The organism is Paracoccus haematequi, from assembly GCF_900631945.1.
Lineage (GTDB): Bacteria > Pseudomonadota > Alphaproteobacteria > Rhodobacterales > Rhodobacteraceae > Paracoccus > Paracoccus haematequi_A.
Map to the genome: position 1 here is coordinate 35094 of NZ_UZWE01000024.1, position 16218 is coordinate 51311.

The 16218-nt window shown below is 65.3% G+C and carries 15 protein-coding genes and 3 pseudogenes; 8 read left to right on the forward strand and 10 right to left on the reverse strand.

Annotated elements, in window-relative coordinates; translation table 11 throughout:
• Positions 1-31: 31 nt before the first annotated feature.
• On the reverse strand, positions 32-991 hold the full coding sequence (locus PARHAE_RS05300; protein ID WP_126153570.1) for a LysR family transcriptional regulator: 960 nt from the start codon (positions 989-991) through the stop codon (positions 32-34).
• Between the two features lie 124 nt (positions 992-1115).
• Between PARHAE_RS05300 and PARHAE_RS05305 the strand changes: the two genes are divergently transcribed.
• Complete coding sequence (locus PARHAE_RS05305) at positions 1116-2273, forward strand: CaiB/BaiF CoA transferase family protein (protein WP_126153571.1); 1158 nt, start codon at positions 1116-1118, stop codon at positions 2271-2273.
• Entirely contained in the window at positions 2270-3106 is an 837-nt protein-coding gene (locus PARHAE_RS05310) for an HpcH/HpaI aldolase/citrate lyase family protein (protein ID WP_126153572.1), read from the forward strand. The genes PARHAE_RS05305 and PARHAE_RS05310 overlap by 4 nt, the downstream gene beginning before the upstream one ends.
• A gap of 7 nt (positions 3107-3113) precedes the next feature.
• Here PARHAE_RS05310 and PARHAE_RS21525 read toward each other — a convergent pair whose 3' ends face one another.
• Together PARHAE_RS21525 and PARHAE_RS21530 are read right to left on the reverse strand one after the other, a co-directional pair.
• Positions 3114-3608 (reverse strand): beta/alpha barrel domain-containing protein, encoded by a 495-nt coding sequence (locus PARHAE_RS21525; RefSeq protein WP_338142914.1) that lies wholly within the window; start codon positions 3606-3608, stop codon positions 3114-3116.
• Positions 3505-4221 (reverse strand): oxidoreductase, encoded by a 717-nt coding sequence (locus tag PARHAE_RS21530; protein ID WP_241232681.1) that lies wholly within the window; start codon positions 4219-4221, stop codon positions 3505-3507. The genes PARHAE_RS21525 and PARHAE_RS21530 overlap by 104 nt, the downstream gene beginning before the upstream one ends.
• A gap of 150 nt (positions 4222-4371) precedes the next feature.
• Here PARHAE_RS21530 and PARHAE_RS05320 point away from each other — a divergent pair, with 150 nt between their 5' ends.
• The gene (locus PARHAE_RS05320; RefSeq protein WP_241232682.1) at positions 4372-4575 is read left to right on the forward strand and encodes an MIT C-terminal domain-containing protein; all 204 of its coding nucleotides are present in this window, start codon (positions 4372-4374) and stop codon (positions 4573-4575) included.
• Positions 4576-4628: 53 nt separating this feature from the next.
• Here the strand turns inward: PARHAE_RS05320 and PARHAE_RS05325 are convergent, their stop codons facing one another.
• Complete coding sequence (locus tag PARHAE_RS05325) at positions 4629-5003, reverse strand: LysR family transcriptional regulator substrate-binding protein (RefSeq protein ID WP_338142915.1); 375 nt, start codon at positions 5001-5003, stop codon at positions 4629-4631.
• Positions 5004-5095: 92 nt separating this feature from the next.
• Here PARHAE_RS05325 and PARHAE_RS05330 point away from each other — a divergent pair.
• Positions 5096-5320: pseudogene (locus PARHAE_RS05330) on the forward strand (transposase); the annotation flags it as partial.
• A 334-nt stretch (positions 5321-5654) separates the two neighbouring features.
• Here PARHAE_RS05330 and PARHAE_RS05335 read toward each other — a convergent pair.
• A complete protein-coding gene (locus tag PARHAE_RS05335; RefSeq protein ID WP_338142916.1) occupies positions 5655-6626 on the reverse strand; it encodes a DUF2163 domain-containing protein in 972 nt (323 codons plus the stop codon).
• On the reverse strand, positions 6623-6874 hold the full coding sequence (locus tag PARHAE_RS05340; protein ID WP_126153573.1) for a helix-turn-helix transcriptional regulator: 252 nt from the start codon (positions 6872-6874) through the stop codon (positions 6623-6625). The genes PARHAE_RS05335 and PARHAE_RS05340 overlap by 4 nt, the downstream gene beginning before the upstream one ends.
• A gap of 407 nt (positions 6875-7281) precedes the next feature.
• Here PARHAE_RS05340 and PARHAE_RS05345 point away from each other — a divergent pair, with 407 nt between their 5' ends.
• Complete coding sequence (locus tag PARHAE_RS05345) at positions 7282-7731, forward strand: hypothetical protein (RefSeq protein WP_164555153.1); 450 nt, start codon at positions 7282-7284, stop codon at positions 7729-7731.
• Here PARHAE_RS05345 and PARHAE_RS05350 read toward each other — a convergent pair.
• Positions 7694-8113 (reverse strand): annotated as a pseudogene (locus PARHAE_RS05350) (tyrosine-type recombinase/integrase); the annotation flags it as partial. The gene PARHAE_RS05345 and the pseudogene PARHAE_RS05350 sit on opposite strands and share 38 nt — an antisense overlap.
• Positions 8114-8422: 309 nt before the next feature.
• On the opposite strand from PARHAE_RS05350, the gene PARHAE_RS05355 reads away from it, so the two are divergent.
• The 3 genes and pseudogenes from PARHAE_RS05355 to PARHAE_RS22080 all read left to right on the forward strand — a co-directional run.
• On the forward strand, positions 8423-8668 hold the full coding sequence (locus PARHAE_RS05355) for a FitA-like ribbon-helix-helix domain-containing protein (protein WP_126153575.1): 246 nt from the start codon (positions 8423-8425) through the stop codon (positions 8666-8668).
• Entirely contained in the window at positions 8665-9084 is a 420-nt protein-coding gene (locus tag PARHAE_RS05360) for a type II toxin-antitoxin system VapC family toxin (protein WP_126153576.1), read from the forward strand. The genes PARHAE_RS05355 and PARHAE_RS05360 overlap by 4 nt, the downstream gene beginning before the upstream one ends.
• A pseudogene (locus tag PARHAE_RS22080) lies at positions 9085-9276 on the forward strand (type IIL restriction-modification enzyme MmeI); the annotation flags it as partial. It lies immediately after the preceding gene.
• 99 nt (positions 9277-9375) lie between these two features.
• Here PARHAE_RS22080 and gltB read toward each other — a convergent pair.
• From gltB to PARHAE_RS05380, 3 genes are read right to left on the reverse strand one after another with little or no spacing between them, the layout of a single operon-like run.
• Entirely contained in the window at positions 9376-13914 is a 4539-nt protein-coding gene (gene gltB, locus PARHAE_RS05370; RefSeq protein WP_164555154.1) for a glutamate synthase large subunit, read from the reverse strand.
• Positions 13915-13916: 2 nt separating this feature from the next.
• Complete coding sequence (locus PARHAE_RS05375) at positions 13917-14609, reverse strand: hypothetical protein (protein ID WP_126153578.1); 693 nt, start codon at positions 14607-14609, stop codon at positions 13917-13919.
• Between the two features lie 9 nt (positions 14610-14618).
• Positions 14619-16115 (reverse strand): NAD(P)-dependent oxidoreductase, encoded by a 1497-nt coding sequence (locus PARHAE_RS05380; protein ID WP_126153579.1) that lies wholly within the window; start codon positions 16113-16115, stop codon positions 14619-14621.
• Between the last annotated feature and the right edge of the window lie 103 nt (positions 16116-16218).

A 16218-nucleotide genomic window follows, 5' to 3' on the forward strand; every position in this document is an offset into this window, starting at 1 on the left:
ACTTTGCCGCGGCTTTGCGTCAGGACCGGGGTCAGGCCCCGGTCTTTTCACTGAAAGCGGGCACCAGCCGCCCCTCCCAGATGCCGCGGCGCACCAGATCGACCGCGACGGCGATGGTGGCCTCTTCGACCGCCTTCGCGGCGCGGCTGAGCGGCCGGGCGGAACTGCTGCACAGATAGACCGGCCGCGACAGGACCGGATCGATGATCCGCGATTGCACCAGCTCTCCGCGGCTGACGAAATCATGCGCGGCGGCAGGGGCAAAGATCGTATGACCCGAGCCGCGCGCCGCCAGCTCCTTGATCTGGGTCATCGCATCCATCTCCATCACGACATTCAGCGCGATCCCGCCGGCCTTTGCCGCCTTTTCCAAAGCGATGCGCAGCCCGTGGCCGGGCGAGGGCATGATCAGCTCCAGGCCCGCCAGCGCCGAGAGCGGCACCGGCTCGCCGGGCGGCGTGTCGAGCGGCCAGTCCTCGGGAGAGGAGAAGAAGAAAAGGTCCTCGTCAAGGATATGGGTATGGCGGAAGGGTTCTGCCTGGTCGCGGCTGTAAAGGAAGCCCAGATCCACCGTGCCATCGGCCAGCCAGCCCCGGATGAAGCCGCTCATGGCCTCGGTGGCGGTCAGGCGGATATCGGGCAGCTCGATGCGCACCGTCTCGGCCAGGGGGACCGACATCACCATAGAGACCGAGGGCGGCAGGCCGAAGATCACCGGCCCGGCGACGATATCGGCCGATTCGCGCATTTCATGCAGGCAAAGATCCATCCGGTCGCAGATTGCCCGCGCATGGCCGACAAGGCGCTGGCCGTCATCGGTGAGGGTGATCCCGCGCGAGCTGCGCACCACAAGCGGCACGCCAAGCTCTTCCTCCAGCCGGATCACATGCTGCGAGAGCGAGGGCTGCGCCACGCCAAGGCGCAGCGAGGCGGCCGAAAGCGAACGCTCCTCGGAAATAGCGATGAAATAGCGCAGATGCCTTATATCCATGGCTTTCCCCCCGATGCCCGCGGGCGCACGTTAGGCGCGCGGGCTCTGGCCCGTCAAGGAAAGGGCTATTTCTCAGTCATTTATCCGGGCGTTACCCTGCCGCTGAGAGAGGGGAGAGCGTCTCATGCAGGATCTTGCCGGAATTTTGGTCATTTCGCTGGAGCAGGCGGTGGCCGCGCCCCATGCGACCGCGCGCCTTGTCGATGCGGGGGCACGTGTGATCAAGGTCGAACGGCCCGAGGGCGATTTCGCGCGCGGCTATGACCGGTTTGTCCATGGTGAAAGCTCGTATTTCGTCTGGACCAATCGCGGCAAGGAATCGATCTGTCTCGACCTCAAGGCCCCCGGTGACCTGGAACAGATGCTGCGGATGATCGCCCGCGCCGATGTTTTCGTGCAAAACCTTGCGCCCGGCGCGGCAGCCCGGCTCGGGCTTGGCGCGGCGGATCTGCTGGCGCTCAATCCGCGGCTGATCCATGTTTCGGTCTCCGGCTATGGCGAGGACGGGCCTTACCGCGACCAGAAGGCCTATGACATGCTCATCCAGGGCGAGAGCGGGCTTCTGTCGGTCAATGGTACCCCCGAGGGATCGGCACGGGTCGGCATTTCGGTCTGTGACATTGCGGCCGGCGAGAATGCGTTTTCGGCGATTCTTCAGGCGCTGATCGGGCGGCAGCAGAGCGGCAAGGGCCGCGCCATCGAGGTCTCGCTGTTCCATACCATGGCCGACTGGCTGAATGTGCCCTATCTGCAGGCGCGCTACAGCGGCAAGGGACCCGAGCGGATGGGCCTGCGCCATCCCTCGATCGCGCCCTATGGCGCTTATGACTGCGCCGATGGCGGGGCGGTGCTGCTTTCGGTGCAAAGCGATCGGGAATGGCGCAATATGTGCCAGAAGCTGCTGGACCGGCCCGAGCTTGCCGAGGCGCCGGAATTCGCGACCAATGTCGCCAGGGTCGCAAATCGCGAGGCGGCCGATGCGGTGATCGCGCCGGTTCTGGCGGCGCTCGACCGGGAGACCGCGATCGCGCGGCTGACGGCGGCGGGGATCGCCTGCGGGCGGCTTTCAAGCCTTGATGACCTGATCGCCCATCCGCAGGCAAGACATCTGAGCACCGAAACCGCCACCGGCTCGGTCGAGATGATGGGGCGCGGCGTGCGCCATCACGGGCAGGAACTGCCGGGCGGCGCGGTGCCCGGGCTTGGCCAGCACAGCCGGGCGGTGGCGGCCGAATTCGGCCCCGATCCGGTCGAGGCCAGCGGCCTTGCGAGGCGCGGATGAGCCGGGTCGCCGCGCTGCAGGCGCTTCTGTTTGTGCCGGTCGGCAATGAGCGGCTGCTGGCCAGCGCGCTGCGCCATCGGCCCGATGCCGTGATCCTCGATCTTGAGGATGCCGTCGCGCCCGGGGAAAAGCCCGCCGCGAGACGGGCGCTCGGCGCTGCGCGGGCAATGGTTGCCGGCGCGGGCCTGGCCTGCATCCTGCGGGTCAATTCCGGGTTGCGCGATCTGGTCGCGGATCTGGATGCCTGCGCCGATGCGCCGCCCGATGCGCTGCTGCTGCCCAAATGCGACAGCCTGCGTCAGGTCGAAAACGCCGCCGAACTGGCGGCTGAGGGGACCGAGCTTCTGGCGCTGATCGAACATCCAAGCGCATTGCCGGCATTGCCGGCGATTGCGGCTCATCCCCGGATCGCCGGGCTGATGCTCGGCTCCGAGGATTATTGCGCCGGCCTGGGTGTCAGCCCCGACCAGGGGGGCCTGGATCTGCCGGTGACCCTGATCGCCGCCGCCTGCGCCGCGCGCGGGCTCCGGGCGATCGGCTTTCCCGGCTCGATCGCGAATTTCCGCGATCTTGAGCGTTATGGCGCACAGATCGGACGCGGCCTCTCGCTCGGGGCAAATGCCGTGGCGGCGATCCATCCGGCACAGCTGCCGGTGATCCGGGAGCAGCTGCGCCCCCCCGAGGCCGAGATCCGATGGGCCGAAGGGGTGATCCTGGCGGCCGGCGGGGCGAAGGGTGCCGTCGCGGGCGGCGACGGAATGATCGACGCGCCGGTCATCCGCCGCGCCGAGGCGATCCTGAGCCGCGCCCGGGCGGCGCGATCCGAAGGCTGAACCGGGGTCAGACCAGTTCGGCAATATCCTTCGCGTCGAAGCCCTTCAATGCGTCAAGCCGGCCCGAACCGATCTTTTGCGGCCAGGCGGCATCGGTGATCAGGCTGCGCCCGACGGCGATCAGATCGAATTCCTCGCGTTCCATCCGCCGGATAAGCGCGTCCAGCGGGCTGGTCTGGCCGCCCTCACCACGGAAAGCGGTGCCGAAATCCGAATTCAGCCCGACCGAGCCGACGCTGATCGTGGTGGCGCCTGTCAGCTTCTTCGCCCATCCGGCGAAATTCAGCCCGCTCTCGCCGTCGATTTCGGGGAATTCCGCAACCTGGAAACGGCGCTGCGAGCAATGGAGGATGTCGACCCCGGCCTCGACCAGCGGCAGGAGCCATGCCCTCATCTCATCAGGGGTGGCCGCGAGGCGGGCGGCATAGTCTTGCTGTTTCCACTGGCTGACCCGGAGCGAGATAGGGAAGTCCGGACCGACCGCTGCCCGCACCGCCCGCACGATCGCGGCTGCGAAGCGCGAGCGTCCGGCGATGCCGGCCCCCCCCCCATTGATCGGTGCGCTGATTGCTGCCCCCCCAGAAGAACTGGTCGATCAGATAGCCATGCGCGCCATGGAGTTCCGCCAGGTCAAAACCGATCCGCTTCGCATCCGCCGCGGCAACGGCAAAGGCCCCGACCGTATCGGCGATGTCCTCTTCAGACATCACGTTGCCGCGGGGATCGCCGGGACCGACGAGGCCCGAGGGGCTTTCGACCGGCGCTTCGGGCTGCCAGTCGCCGGCACGGGTCGAACCGGTATGCCAGAGCTGCGGCCCGATCTTGCCGCCGGCTGCATGGACCTCACGCGCGACGCTTTCCCAGCCGGCCAGAGCGGGCTCACCATGAAAGAACGGGATGCCCGGCAGGTTGCGTGAGGCGGGGCGGTCGATCACCGTGCCCTCGGTCAGGATCAGGCCGACGTTCCCTTCGGCGCGGCGCCGGTAATAGCCCGCCTGGGGGGCGCCGGGTATGCCGGCGGGCGCCATGCCGCGCGTCATCGGGGCCATCACGATCCGGTTCGCGACGGTCAGGCTTTTCACGGTAAGCGGGCGGAAGAGGATTTCGCTGTTCATTCGGGAACTCTGCTGCAGGTCATGGGGAGGAGGAGGAAGGACCGGCGCGACCGCCAGGCTGCGGCCGCACTCCGGTCGGGAGGCTTTCGTTGTTCTTTCGGCCGGGCATCGCTATATTCATGATGCATATCATCTTATGGCGTTAACGTGATGGCCGTCTGGGCCTTCGATGGGAGCGGCACTCTCCATGCATGCGACATCACGACGGATACTGGCTGGAAGATGGTTCTGGATCGCGGATTGGATATTTTCCAGCCAACGCCTCGCAAGATGAACGGTTTCTCGCTGGGAGAACGGATGCAGGAGCACCGGATGGTCCGTGGTTTCTACGTGACTTATGTCGAAAACCTTTAGTCTGAGCCCAAAGTGACGAATGCTGCACGATGGGCGACTGTCGATTGCCGAACTCACGACTCTTGCGTCCGCATCATCTCACCGATCAGATCATTTGTCTCTGGTCTCGACGTTTGATGCCGATATCGGAGGGCCAGAACAGTTCTCGATAATTGAAGGCCCTCGATGGGCTTCGACACCAGGCCTATGTCCGAAGGAATAGCAGTGGCCGGCAAGATCAGCGCACCTGACCCTTGCCGAGCAAGTTCAACTAACCAATCCACGCGGTTGGACCGATACGCCGCGTAGAGTTCGTGACCATGATCCGCGCAGGTCCCATGCAAAACATCCCGCATTTCGCAATTTAGGCGGTCAAGCATGTCAGTTTTAGCAAGAGTCGAAAGAGAGATCGCATTTAGTTCAGACAACGGATGCGACTTTGACACCACGACCTTGTAGTCCTCTTCATAGAGACGGTCTATGCGATATGAACCGCGCCGGATTTGCCGGAGGCTCCAACTCCTGAGTAAGGTGGAGCATCATGAGCAAGACAACGAACAAGTTTTCTCCGGAAGTGCGTGACCGCGCGGTGCGGTTGGTCCTGGACAATGAGGGTCAGCATGGATCGCGGTGGCAGGCGGTCATGTCGATTTCGGCGAAGATCGGCTGTGCGCCGCAGACCTTGAACGATTGGGTCAAGAAGGCCGAGGTTGATAGCGGCAAGCGTCCGGGCGTCTCCAGCGAGATGGCCGAGAAGATGAAGGCCCCGCGCGCATGCGGAACAGAACCACCGCGCCGGGGCCTGCCTCGGAGGGTCGATGCGGATCATCACCTGCGCGGCGTTGTCAGCCAACACCTCGCGTCCCCCGCTCTCGCCCCAATCGCGGCTGTAGGGCGGGACCGGCAGGGTCTCGGACCCGACCAGTTCGCGCCAGATGCCGCGCGCCAGCCCCAGGCAGACGCAGCCGACGCCCTTGACGCTGGCCTGATCGTGATACGGGGTGCCCAGCCAGCCGGGCGCGGTAGATACGACCTTCTTCGGATCGGCGGGTCTCACAGTACCGCCCCTTCATGCCCTCCCTCCGCGCTGGCATAGCGGATCACCGTGTCCTGCCCGGAATATGCGGGAAGCCGCGGAAGTTCAGGATATTGGCGAACTTCGCCGCGCAGGTCGCGGATCGCTTGTCGCAGCCCGCCCGGATGGTGAAGCCGTCGCCGCCGCTAATCGGGCGCACCGGCGCTTCCAGCAGCGTGATGGTGACGACGTCCGATGCCTTCTCGTGCAGCATGACCTCGGCCGGCCGCCCGGTGTTCGCCCCGGCCGTCCATTCGAGATATCCGAAGGCGAACCACCTGGTGGCGTAGGTTCCAAGCCCTATCGCAGTGAACGCCCGGTCGCGGATCGCATCCTCAACCGCGCCGGTGGCGCTGTAGACTGGGTCATCGAGGTCGATCCCGCATCGCCTGTCGCCAAGCGCCGCGTCATAGGTTCCCTGATAGGCCCGGCCCACGGTCTGGCCGAGGACATGGGCGAGCGAACGCATCTCGGCCACCAAGGCCACGCGCCCGCGCTGCATTTCGCCGATCGAGCCGCGCCGCAGCAGCACCCGCTGCCCGGTCGCCCGCCAGTTCACGCGGCAGACCTCGGCCAGCGCATTGTCCCAGCGCCCGTCGATGATATCGGTCTCGGTGATCCGATCCGAGGTCAGCACCCTTTTGGCATCCTGCGAATCCACCGCGAGGTCAGCGCCGCCGCGGATTTCGGATGCCGTAAAGCCGCTTTCCGGCTCGAAATCCGTGCCGCCGAACGACAGCACCCGGTCGTGATCGGTGAAGCCCAGAACCTCGCCATCGGAACGGGTGCCGCTGCCATTATCGGCGACCTTGTCGGCCATGTAGAGCAGCACCGATTTGCGCGTGGCCGAGCCGACGACACGGCGCTGGACCGAGGCCGAGATCAGGTTGCTCATGCCGGCTTCTGTGCCGGTGAGAAGGGCGAACATGATCAGCATGAGGGCAAAGACGATGCCCCAGATCGGAGCCACGCCGGGCCCGTTGCCATTGCCGCTCATTTACCCGCCATCCCGCGGCCGGATGTCTCGCGGCTCTCCTGTTCCAGAAGCCAGGCGCGCACGGCGCTGCGCCGGTAGAGCACTTTGCGCCCGATCCGGATGCAGGGCGGCCCTATCCGTGGGGTCTCCCAGCGTTTCAGCGTATCGGCGCTGACACCGCTGATGCCAGCCAGTTCCCTTCGCGGCATCCAGTCGTCGAGAAGCCCCGCTGGGGTGACCTCTGGGGTGGTCGCGGTCTGATCGGTCATGATCCGGTCCTTCGCTCGTGATTGCAGGGCAAGCGAGAGCACAAGCGGCGGACGGGCGGCGCGGAACGGACCGGCGCGGGAAACGCCACATTCGCGCCGGTTGCATATCTGGGGGTGCAGGTGCATTCGGGGCAGGGCGGTACAGTGGGTGCCTCGCCGCGCTGGCGGTGCGCCGAAGCGCCGGATCAACCGATGCGTGTGAAGCGGCCAGGATTACCGGGCTGAAAGGCAAGCCTTTCAGAAGACCCAACAGTTTAGGAATTTACCGATTCTACTACCTAAACGAGTATTTTTCATGCTGACCGAGGCTGCCGCACGCTGGGGCGGCCATATTACGGATATTGCAGAATGGGCCATGTCCGGTCAGCTAGAAATCATGATCGCCATCCCCCACCTCTTTCGCCGGCGTGATCCCCTCGGACTTGGTGGTGATTGCACCCGGAGACGTTCTGGCGATGTTTCGCCGCTGCGGAACCGGCCCGCGCGAAGGGCTGATCCGGCGCGCCCGCGCGCTGAGTGAGGGTGAATGGATGCACATCGAACCGCCGGAGGCCGGATTGCCGATCATGCGCGACGACCTGCTGATTCTCGCTGACGCACTGGCGCGCTTCGAGGAGGCGCACGGGGTGTTTCGTCGGGTCGGCACCAGTGCTGGCAAGAGCAATGATTGGGGTGGCTTCTACGGCACGATGATCCTGCGTATTTTCCGTAGCGGCCTGCCCGAGAAGCAAGCCGATCTGGTCGGCGAAATGCAGGAATGGTTCATCGCCAGCAGCGCGGATGGCGATGCCCCGGATGAAAGCATGATCCGCAAACGGATCAGGCCGATCTGGCGGATGCTGCACGCCGAAGCGTGACGTCGTCGGCCGAGGGTGCGGAATGCACGAGCCTCGGCCGTATCCGCACCATCTCGGCGACCGCATCCACCCCGGCGCGCAGGGGCGAGTCCATCAGAGGGGCATAGGGCATGGTGGTGCTGGATTGCGAATGGCCCAGCAGCTTGCCGATCATCTCCAGCGACACCCCGCCGCTGACCAGAAGCGAGGCGAAGGTGTGGCGCAGGTCGTGGATGCGGCGCTGCTTGGTATTGGCCGCCGGCTTGACCCATGCGCCGCAGTCCAGATCGAAATGTTGGAACTGGGCCGTGCGCACCTCGCCCAACCGGGCCCCGGTCAGCATGCACATGCGGATGATGCCGGCGGCACGCTGGTCCTCGGCCGCGCCCAGCGCCTCGCTGATCGACAGGCCCAACATCTCGGTGTCGAAAATCTGCCATGCCTTCGGCCGGGTCTCGGCCGCCCGGACCAGCTTCTCGGTCAATCTCTCTCGGTTTCGCAAGGCTCAAATCTCCGTTCTGCGATCCGACACATGCGTAGAAGTGCCGCCTTATCAACGAGATGTTTTCAGGACCGGAGAGCAGGTGCGGACCGGCGCGGAAAGGGCGCAAAGCTCTCCGGTTGGGTGATAGAAGGGTCGGTTGGGGGAAGATAGTGTTGATTGCAATGCAATCGCTGCCTATTCTGTCTCTGGCGGAAACCGGGGTGGCAGATGGCGAGCATTACGATCCGAAATCTTGATGATGACATCAAGCGCCGCCTGCGCGTGCGCGCGGCCGAGCATGGCCGATCCATGGAGGAGGAAGCCCGTGAAATCCTCCGCGATGTGGTCGGCGATACGCGTCCGCCCATGAACCTAGCCCACCGACTCCGCGCACGCGCGGAAAGAATTGGCGGCGTTGATCTTGACCTCCCCGCCCGCGACGCGATACGCACCCCGTCCGCCTTCGATCAATGATCATCCTCGATACCAATGTTGTGTCGGAAATCCTGCGGCTGGCCCCGGAACACCGTGTCGTCGACTGGCTGGCGGCACAGGACGGCGCCGCCGTCTACTTGACGGTCATCACCGAGGCCGAGCTGCGCCACGGTGTCGGCATTCTGCCGGAGGGCAAGCGCCGCGATGGCCTGTCCGTGATGATCGATCAGATCGTGCGCGAGGATTTCGCGGGCCGCGTCCTGCCCTTCGACAGTGCGGCGGCCGAGGCTTTTGCTACCATCGCCGCCACGCGCCGCGCCATCGGCCGCCCGATCCTGCATGCCGACTGCCAGATCGCTGCCATCGCGTGGGTCCATGGCGCCACCGTTGCCACCCGCAACACGCCCGCTTTTGCCGATTGCGGCATCGACCTGATCAACCCGTGGAATACCTGAGTGACCGCCGTCGAAATCGCAGAAGCCATTTCCCAGCTTGCCGAACAGCCTTTCGACGCGGCTGAATTTCCCTATGCCTTCCTGCTGGCCTTCGGAAACAAGGAAACGACGAGCAAGCGTTTGCGGGCGGGCAGTTCCAACAAATCCGACCTCGGCGGCGTGCTTCAGACCAGCAACATCCACATCAAGACCTCCTGTCAGCCGATGGGGCTGACAGGAGGCGCTTGTTCCCCTCGCCAATATGCCCAAACCCCCTTCAGACACGCCCGAGGGGGTTGTGCAAGCCCCGGCCTATTCGGCCGGGACGGCGGCGGGTTCTTCCACATCCATGATCGGATGCGGCAGATGGATCAGCATCTCTTTCGGGCAGACCTGCAGGAAGTTGGCCTTCTCGGCCTCCCAGTCCTGAAGGATTTCGGCGGCGCGGCGCGATCCGGTTTCCTTCAGGTGCCGTTCCACCAGGCTCTTCAACTGGTCTTCCCAATGCTGCTTGGTCACGGCGCACATCACCAGGGTTTCCGGGTTGATGTAATCGCGCGCCACGCCCTGCGGGTCATACAGGTAAGCCATCCCGCCGGTCATGCCCGCGCCGAAATTGGCGCCGATCCGGCCCAGGATCACCGCGACGCCGCCGGTCATGTATTCGCAGCCGTTCGACCCGCAGCCCTCGATCACTACGGTGGCGCCGCTGTTGCGCACCGCGAAGCGTTCCCCGGCGCGGCCCGCCGCGAACAGATAGCCGTCGGTCGCCCCATACAGCACCGTGTTGCCGATGATCGTGTTGTCCGCCGCGACCAGGGGCGAGGACATCGGCGGACGCACCACGATGGTGCCGCCCGACAGGCCCTTGCCGACATAGTCGTTGGCGTCGCCCGACACCTCGATCTTCAACCCCGGCACGGCGAAGGCGCCCAGCGACTGTCCCGCCGAACCCGTCAACCGGATCGTCAGGTGGTCGGGTTGCAGGCTGTTGCGCATCCCGAACTTCTGCACGATCAGCGACGACGTGCGCGTGCCGATGGTCCGGTGCGTGTTGCGCACCGCATAGGACAGCTGCATCTTCTCGCCGTCCTCGAAGAAGCGGGCGGCGTCCTTGACGATTTCCGCGTCCAGCGTTTCCAGCACGGCGTTGCGGGGCTTGGAGCGGTCATAGACGATCTTGTCCGCGCCATCGACCGTGATCAGCAGCGGGTTCAGGTCCAGGTCGTCCAGATGCGCGGCACCCCGGCTGACCTGGGTCAGCAGGTCGGCGCGGCCGATCACCTCGTCCAGCGACCGCGCGCCGATGCTGGCCAGGATCTCGCGGACCTCTTGCGCATAGAAGGTGATCAGGTTCACCACCTTGTCGGCGCTGCCGGTGAACATGGCGCGCAAACGCTCGTCCTGGGTGCAGACGCCCACCGGGCAGGTGTTCGACTGGCACTGGCGAACCATGATGCAGCCCATCGCGATCAGCGCGGCGGTGCCGATGCCGTATTCCTCGGCCCCCATCATCGCCGCCATGACGATGTCGCGGCCGGTGCGCAGGCCCCCGTCGGTGCGCAGCGTCACGCGTTCGCGCAGGCGGTTCATCGCCAGAACCTGATGCGCCTCGGTCAGGCCCATTTCCCAGGGCAGGCCCGCGAACTTGATCGACGTGGCAGGCGAGGCCCCGGTGCCGCCGTTATGGCCCGAGATCAGGATGATGTCGGCCTTGGCCTTGGCCACCCCCGCCGCAATCGTCCCCACCCCCGACGAGGCCACCAGCTTCACCGTGATCTTGGCGCGCGGGTTGATCTGCTTCAGGTCATAGATGAGCTGCGCCAGATCCTCGATCGAATAGATGTCGTGGTGCGGTGGCGGGCTGATCAGCGTCACGCCCTTGGTCGAATGCCGCAGCCGGGCGATCAGGTCGGTGACCTTCATGCCGGGCAACTGCCCGCCCTCGCCGGGCTTGGCGCCCTGGGCGACCTTGATTTCCAGTTCCTCGCAGGCGTTCAGGTATTCCGCCGTCACGCCGAACCGGCCCGAGGCCACCTGCTTGATCTTGGCGCAGGGGTTGTCGCCATTGGGCAGCGGGTGGCTGTGGGCCGGATCCTCGCCGCCCTCGCCGGAATCGGACTTCGCGCCGATGCGATTCATGGCGATGTTGAGCGTCATGTGCGCCTCGGGCGACAGCGCACCCAGGCTCATCCCCGGCGTCACGAAACGCTTGCGGATGCTGGTGATCGATTCGACTTCCTCGATGGGCACGGGCTTGCCTAGCGGCTTGATGTCCAGAAGGTCGCGGATGTGGATCGGCGGATTGGCCCGCATGGCGGCGCTGTACTGCTTCCACACGTCATAGCTGGCCTTGTCGCAGGCTACCTGCAACAGCTTCATGGTGCTGGCTTCCCAGGCGTGCTTTTCGCCCGTCCGGCGCATCTTGTAGAAGCCGCCGACCGGCAGCAGGTCGGCATTGTCTCCGTGGAAGGCGCGGCGGTGCAGATCCTCCAGCTTGGCTTGCAGGCCATGCAGGCCGATGCCGCTGATGCGCGACTGCATGCCGGGGAAATACTCGGCCACCATGGCGCGGGACAGGCCCACGGCCTCGAAATTCAGGCCGCCGCGATAGGACGAGATGACCGAGATCCCCATCTTCGCCATGATCTTCAGCAGGCCCGCATTCACCGCCTCGCGATAGGATTCCATCGCGTCGAACAGATCGCCGGGAATCAAGCCGCGCTCGATCCGGTCGCTGATGGAATCCTGCGCCAGATAGGGGTTCACCGTGGTCGCGCCGCAGCCGATCAGGACCGCGACGTAATGCGGATCCAGACATTCCGCCGACCGGACGTTCAGCGAACAGAAGGTCCGCAGCCCCTTGCGGGTCAGCCAGCTGTGCACCGCGCTTGTCGCCAGGATCATCGGCATCGCCACGCGGTCGTCGCCCTGCGCTTCATCCGACAGAACCAGATGGCCCGCGCCAGACCGCACGGCATCCTCGGCCTCGGCCCGGATGCGGGCCAGGCCTTCGCCCAGGGCGTCGGGACCGGCGCCCGCCGGGAAGGTGCAGTCGATCTTGGTCACGGTCTCGCCGAACATCTGGCACATGTCGTCCAGTTCGGAATTGGTGACGAAGGGGCTTTCCAGCACCAGGATTTCGGTCTGCGCGCTGCTTTCGTCCAGCACGTTCTTGAGGTTGCCGAACCGCGTCTTCAGCGACATCACACGCGTTTCGCGCAGACTGTCGATGGGCGGGTTCGTCACCTGGCTGAAGTTCTGCCGGAAGAAATGCGACATCGGCCGATACTGGTTCGACAGGACCGCGGGCGGCGTGTCGTCGCCCATGGACGCGATGGATTCCTTGCCATCCTCGGCCATGGGGGACAGGACATGCTCCATATCCTCCAGCGTATAGCCTGCGGCAAGCTGGCGGCGGCGCAGAACTTCGCCGGTGTAGGCGGCGTTCTCGGGCAGATCCTTCATCTTGTGGCTGAGGTCCACGACCTTTTCCAGCCATTCGCCAAAGGGCTGGCTGCCCGCCAGGCGGTCCTTGATGGCATGGTCGTGATACAGCTTGCCGTCCCACATATCGACGGCAATCATCTGCCCCGGCCCAAGCGCGCCCTTTTCGCGTACGCTCATCTCGTCGACGGGGACCATGCCGACCTCGGACCCGGCGATCAGCATGTTGTCGGCGGTCACGACATAGCGCATGGGCCGCAGCCCGTTGCGGTCCAGCCCGCCGCAGACCCAGCGGCCGTCCGTCATCGCCAGCGCGGCGGGGCCGTCCCAAGGCTCCATCACGGCGTTGCAATAGGCATACATGTCCGCCCAGGCGCGCGGCATGTCGGTGGTGGCCTTGGACCAGCTTTCCGGGACCAGCATGGTCTTGGTCATCGGCGCGGACCGGCCCGACCGGACCATCACCTCGAACACCGCGTCCAGCGCCGCCGAATCCGACGACCCGGCGGGGACGATCGGCTTGATATCCTCGGCCGCCTCGCCGAAGGCGCTGCTGGCCATGCGGATTTCATGGCTGCGCAGCCAGTTGAGATTGCCCTTCAGGGTGTTGATCTCGCCGTTATGGGCCAGCATGCGGAAGGGCTGGGCCAGCCACCATTGCGGGAAGGTGTTGGTGGAATACCGCTGGTGATAGATGGCGAAGGCCGATTCGAAGCGGTCGTCCTTGAGGTCGGGATAGAATTCCGCGACCTGTTCGGCCAGCATCATGCCCTTGTAGATGATCGACCGGCAGGACAGCGAACAGAAATACAGGCCCGCGACCTGGGCCGCGACGGCGGCTTTCTCGATCCGGCGGCGGATGATGTACAGTTCGCGCTCGAACCGCACCTGGTCGATGTCCTTTTCGCAGCGGATCAGGATCTGCTCGATCTCGGGGCGGGTGGCGTTGGCTTTCTCGCCCAGCACGGCGGTGTTCACCGGGACGTGGCGCCAGCCATAGATGTAATGGCCCATGCGCAGAACCTCGGATTCCACGATGGTCCGGCAGGCCTCTTGCGCGGCGAAGTTGGTGCGCGGCAGGAACACCTGGCCCAGGGCGATCAGCTTCGACTGGTCCGGTTCGTGCCCGGTGCGGCGCACCTGGTCATAGAAGAACGGCACCGGGATCTGGACATGGATGCCTGCCCCGTCGCCGGTCTTGCCGTCCGCATCGACCGCGCCGCGATGCCAGATCGCCTTCAGCGCGTCGATGCCCGACTGAACCACCTTGCGCGAGGGCTTGCCGTCGATATTGACCACCAGCCCCACGCCGCAGGACGAATGCTCGTCCTCCTCGCGGTACAGGCTGTGTCGGGCCATCCAGTCGCGGCGGGCCTGTTCTTCCTGTTGCCAATCCTTGCTCATCGTCAGGCCCTTTCGTGCAGAAGCTGCGTCAGCAACTGATCGCAGTCGAATTGCGGTTCGGTGTCCCCGAAGCCTTCCTCGCCGGGAAAGGCGAAGGTGACGGGGCTGTCATTGGTTTCCTGGCGCTGCCCGGTCCAGTCGGACTGCACCTCGACGCCGCCATAGAAGCGGCCCATCTTGCGGCTGATGAACTGCTGGCCGCTGCGTTCGATCAGCAATTCGCCGTTCGCGTCATAGGTCTTCAGCTGGAACCGGGTCACCTCCAGCGGCTGGCCGTCGATCTCGACCGTCTCGCCGGTCAGGATGTCCTGGCCCACGTTGCGCAGGCGTTCGCCGGTGTTGGATTCGGTCCAGAAATCGAAATCGTCCTGGCCGGTTTCCAGCAGCGTCTTGAAGCTGGCGTGATCCTTGGACCGTTCGACCAGGAAATCGGCCAGGCCGGTATTGGGATCGCTGCTTTCGATCCAGCGGGTTTCCCCGTCGATGCGCGACAGGTGGCGCAGCCCGTCCTTGCCAAAGGTCGCCGTGCGCTGATGGCCCGCCGGATCGGCCTGGCATTGATAATACTGGTTGACCGAACAGCCCCGGTTCTGGACCGTCGCCTGCAACTGGCAGCCCTTGGGCGGGGTGAAATTGGCGGCATGGCCCGCCGATGCGGCCAGCGCCAGCCCCAGGATCAGGGGGATCCGCAGCATCGCCGCCCCCTATTCCGCCGCGATGCGGGCTTCGCCGGTCAGGTATCCGGCGATGGACTCGGCAGCCTCGCGCCCGTCGCGGATCGCCCAGACCACCAGGGATGCGCCGCGCACGATGTCGCCCACCGCGAAGACGCCGGGCAGGCTGGTCTGATGGGTCTGGAAATTGGCCTTGATGGTGCCCCAGCGGGTGACCTCCAGCCCGTCGACGCCCCACAGCTTGGGCAGATCCTCGGGCTCGAAGCCCAGGGCCTTGATGACCAGATCGGCGGGTTCGTCGTAATCCGCGCCCTCGATCAGTTCGGGGGACTGGCGGCCCGACACGTCCGGCGCGCCCAGCCGCATCTTCTGGACGCGGACCTGCGCGATCTGCGCCAGCTTGCCGGTCGGGCCGTCCACGTCGGCTTCCTGCGCCTGCATGGCGATGCCGGGAACATGGCCGATGAAGGAACCGGGCGCCGACATCCAGACGAACTCGACGCCCTCTTCCTCGGCGTTCTGGACCTCGCGCTGCGACCCCGGCATGTTGGCGCGGTCGCGGCGATAGAGGCACTTCACCGACAGCGCGCCCTGGCGGATCGCGGTGCGCACGCAGTCCATCGCGGTGTCGCCGCCGCCGATGACGATCACGCGCTTGCCGCGCGCGTTCAGTTCGCCATCCTCGAAATCGGGCACCTCGTCGCCGAACTCGACCTTGTTCGAGGCCGTCAGATAGTCGATGGCGCGGACCACGCCGCCCGCATCGGCGTTGTCGATATCCAGGTCGCGGGTCTTGTAGACGCCCGTGGCGATCAGCACCGCGTCGTGCTTGCCCCGGATCGCGTCGAAGCTGATGTCCTGGCCGACGTTGCAGTTCAGCACGAAGTCCACGCCGCCATCCTGCAACAGCGCGTTGCGGCGCATCACCACGTCCTTTTCCAGCTTGAAGCCGGGGATGCCATAGGTCAGCAGCCCGCCCGCGCGGTCGTAACGATCATAGACCGTGACCTGGAAGCCCTGGCGGCGCAGCATGTCCGCCGCAGCCAGCCCCCCCGGCCCGGCGCCGATGATGCCGACGCTTTCGGACCGTTCCATCACCGGGGCGGCGGGCTGGACCCAGCCGCGTTCCCAGGCGGTGTCGGTGATGTATTTCTCGATGGACCCGATGGTGACGGTGCCGTGGCCCGACTGCTCGATCACGCAGTTGCCTTCGCACAGCCGGTCCTGCGGGCAGATGCGGCCGCAGATTTCCGGGAAGGTGTTGGTCGCCTGGCTGACCCGATAGGCTTCCTCAAGCCGGCCTTCGGCGGTCAGGCGCAGCCAGTCGGGGATGTTGTTGTGCAGCGGGCAATGGCTTTGGCAATAGGGCACGCCGCACTGGCTGCACCGGCTGGCTTGCTCGGCCGCCTTGGCGTCGGCGAATTCCCGGTAGATCTCGTGAAAGTCCTCGCTGCGTTCGGTTGCCGGGCGCTTGACCGGCATCTCGCGCGGAGTCGAGACGAATTTGAGCATCTTTTGCGTGGCCATGGCTGCGCGACCTTCCGAAACAGGAACACTTGCAGCCGCAATAAACCAAGGCGGAATTCATTAAAAGTCAGCTATGCTGACCTAAACCCTATATTTCTGATGC

What these genes read in the sequence shown, in the direction of transcription:
- gltB (WP_164555154.1), bottom strand. Translation starts at nt 13,914, where the DNA reads ATGAGCAAGGATTGGCAACAGGAAGAACAGGCCCGCCGCGACTGGATG.
- PARHAE_RS05305 (WP_126153571.1), top strand. Translation starts at nt 1,116, where the DNA reads ATGCAGGATCTTGCCGGAATTTTGGTCATTTCGCTGGAGCAGGCGGTG.
- PARHAE_RS21530 (WP_241232681.1), bottom strand. Translation starts at nt 4,221, where the DNA reads ATGAACAGCGAAATCCTCTTCCGCCCGCTTACCGTGAAAAGCCTGACC.
- PARHAE_RS05355 (WP_126153575.1), top strand. Translation starts at nt 8,423, where the DNA reads ATGGCGAGCATTACGATCCGAAATCTTGATGATGACATCAAGCGCCGC.
- PARHAE_RS05300 (WP_126153570.1), bottom strand. Translation starts at nt 991, where the DNA reads ATGGATATAAGGCATCTGCGCTATTTCATCGCTATTTCCGAGGAGCGT.
- PARHAE_RS05320 (WP_241232682.1), top strand. Translation starts at nt 4,372, where the DNA reads ATGGCCGTCTGGGCCTTCGATGGGAGCGGCACTCTCCATGCATGCGAC.
- PARHAE_RS05340 (WP_126153573.1), bottom strand. Translation starts at nt 6,874, where the DNA reads ATGACCGATCAGACCGCGACCACCCCAGAGGTCACCCCAGCGGGGCTT.
- PARHAE_RS05380 (WP_126153579.1), bottom strand. Translation starts at nt 16,115, where the DNA reads ATGGCCACGCAAAAGATGCTCAAATTCGTCTCGACTCCGCGCGAGATG.
- PARHAE_RS05360 (WP_126153576.1), top strand. Translation starts at nt 8,665, where the DNA reads ATGATCATCCTCGATACCAATGTTGTGTCGGAAATCCTGCGGCTGGCC.
- PARHAE_RS05310 (WP_126153572.1), top strand. Translation starts at nt 2,270, where the DNA reads ATGAGCCGGGTCGCCGCGCTGCAGGCGCTTCTGTTTGTGCCGGTCGGC.
- PARHAE_RS05375 (WP_126153578.1), bottom strand. Translation starts at nt 14,609, where the DNA reads ATGCTGCGGATCCCCCTGATCCTGGGGCTGGCGCTGGCCGCATCGGCG.
- PARHAE_RS05335 (WP_338142916.1), bottom strand. Translation starts at nt 6,626, where the DNA reads ATGAGCGGCAATGGCAACGGGCCCGGCGTGGCTCCGATCTGGGGCATC.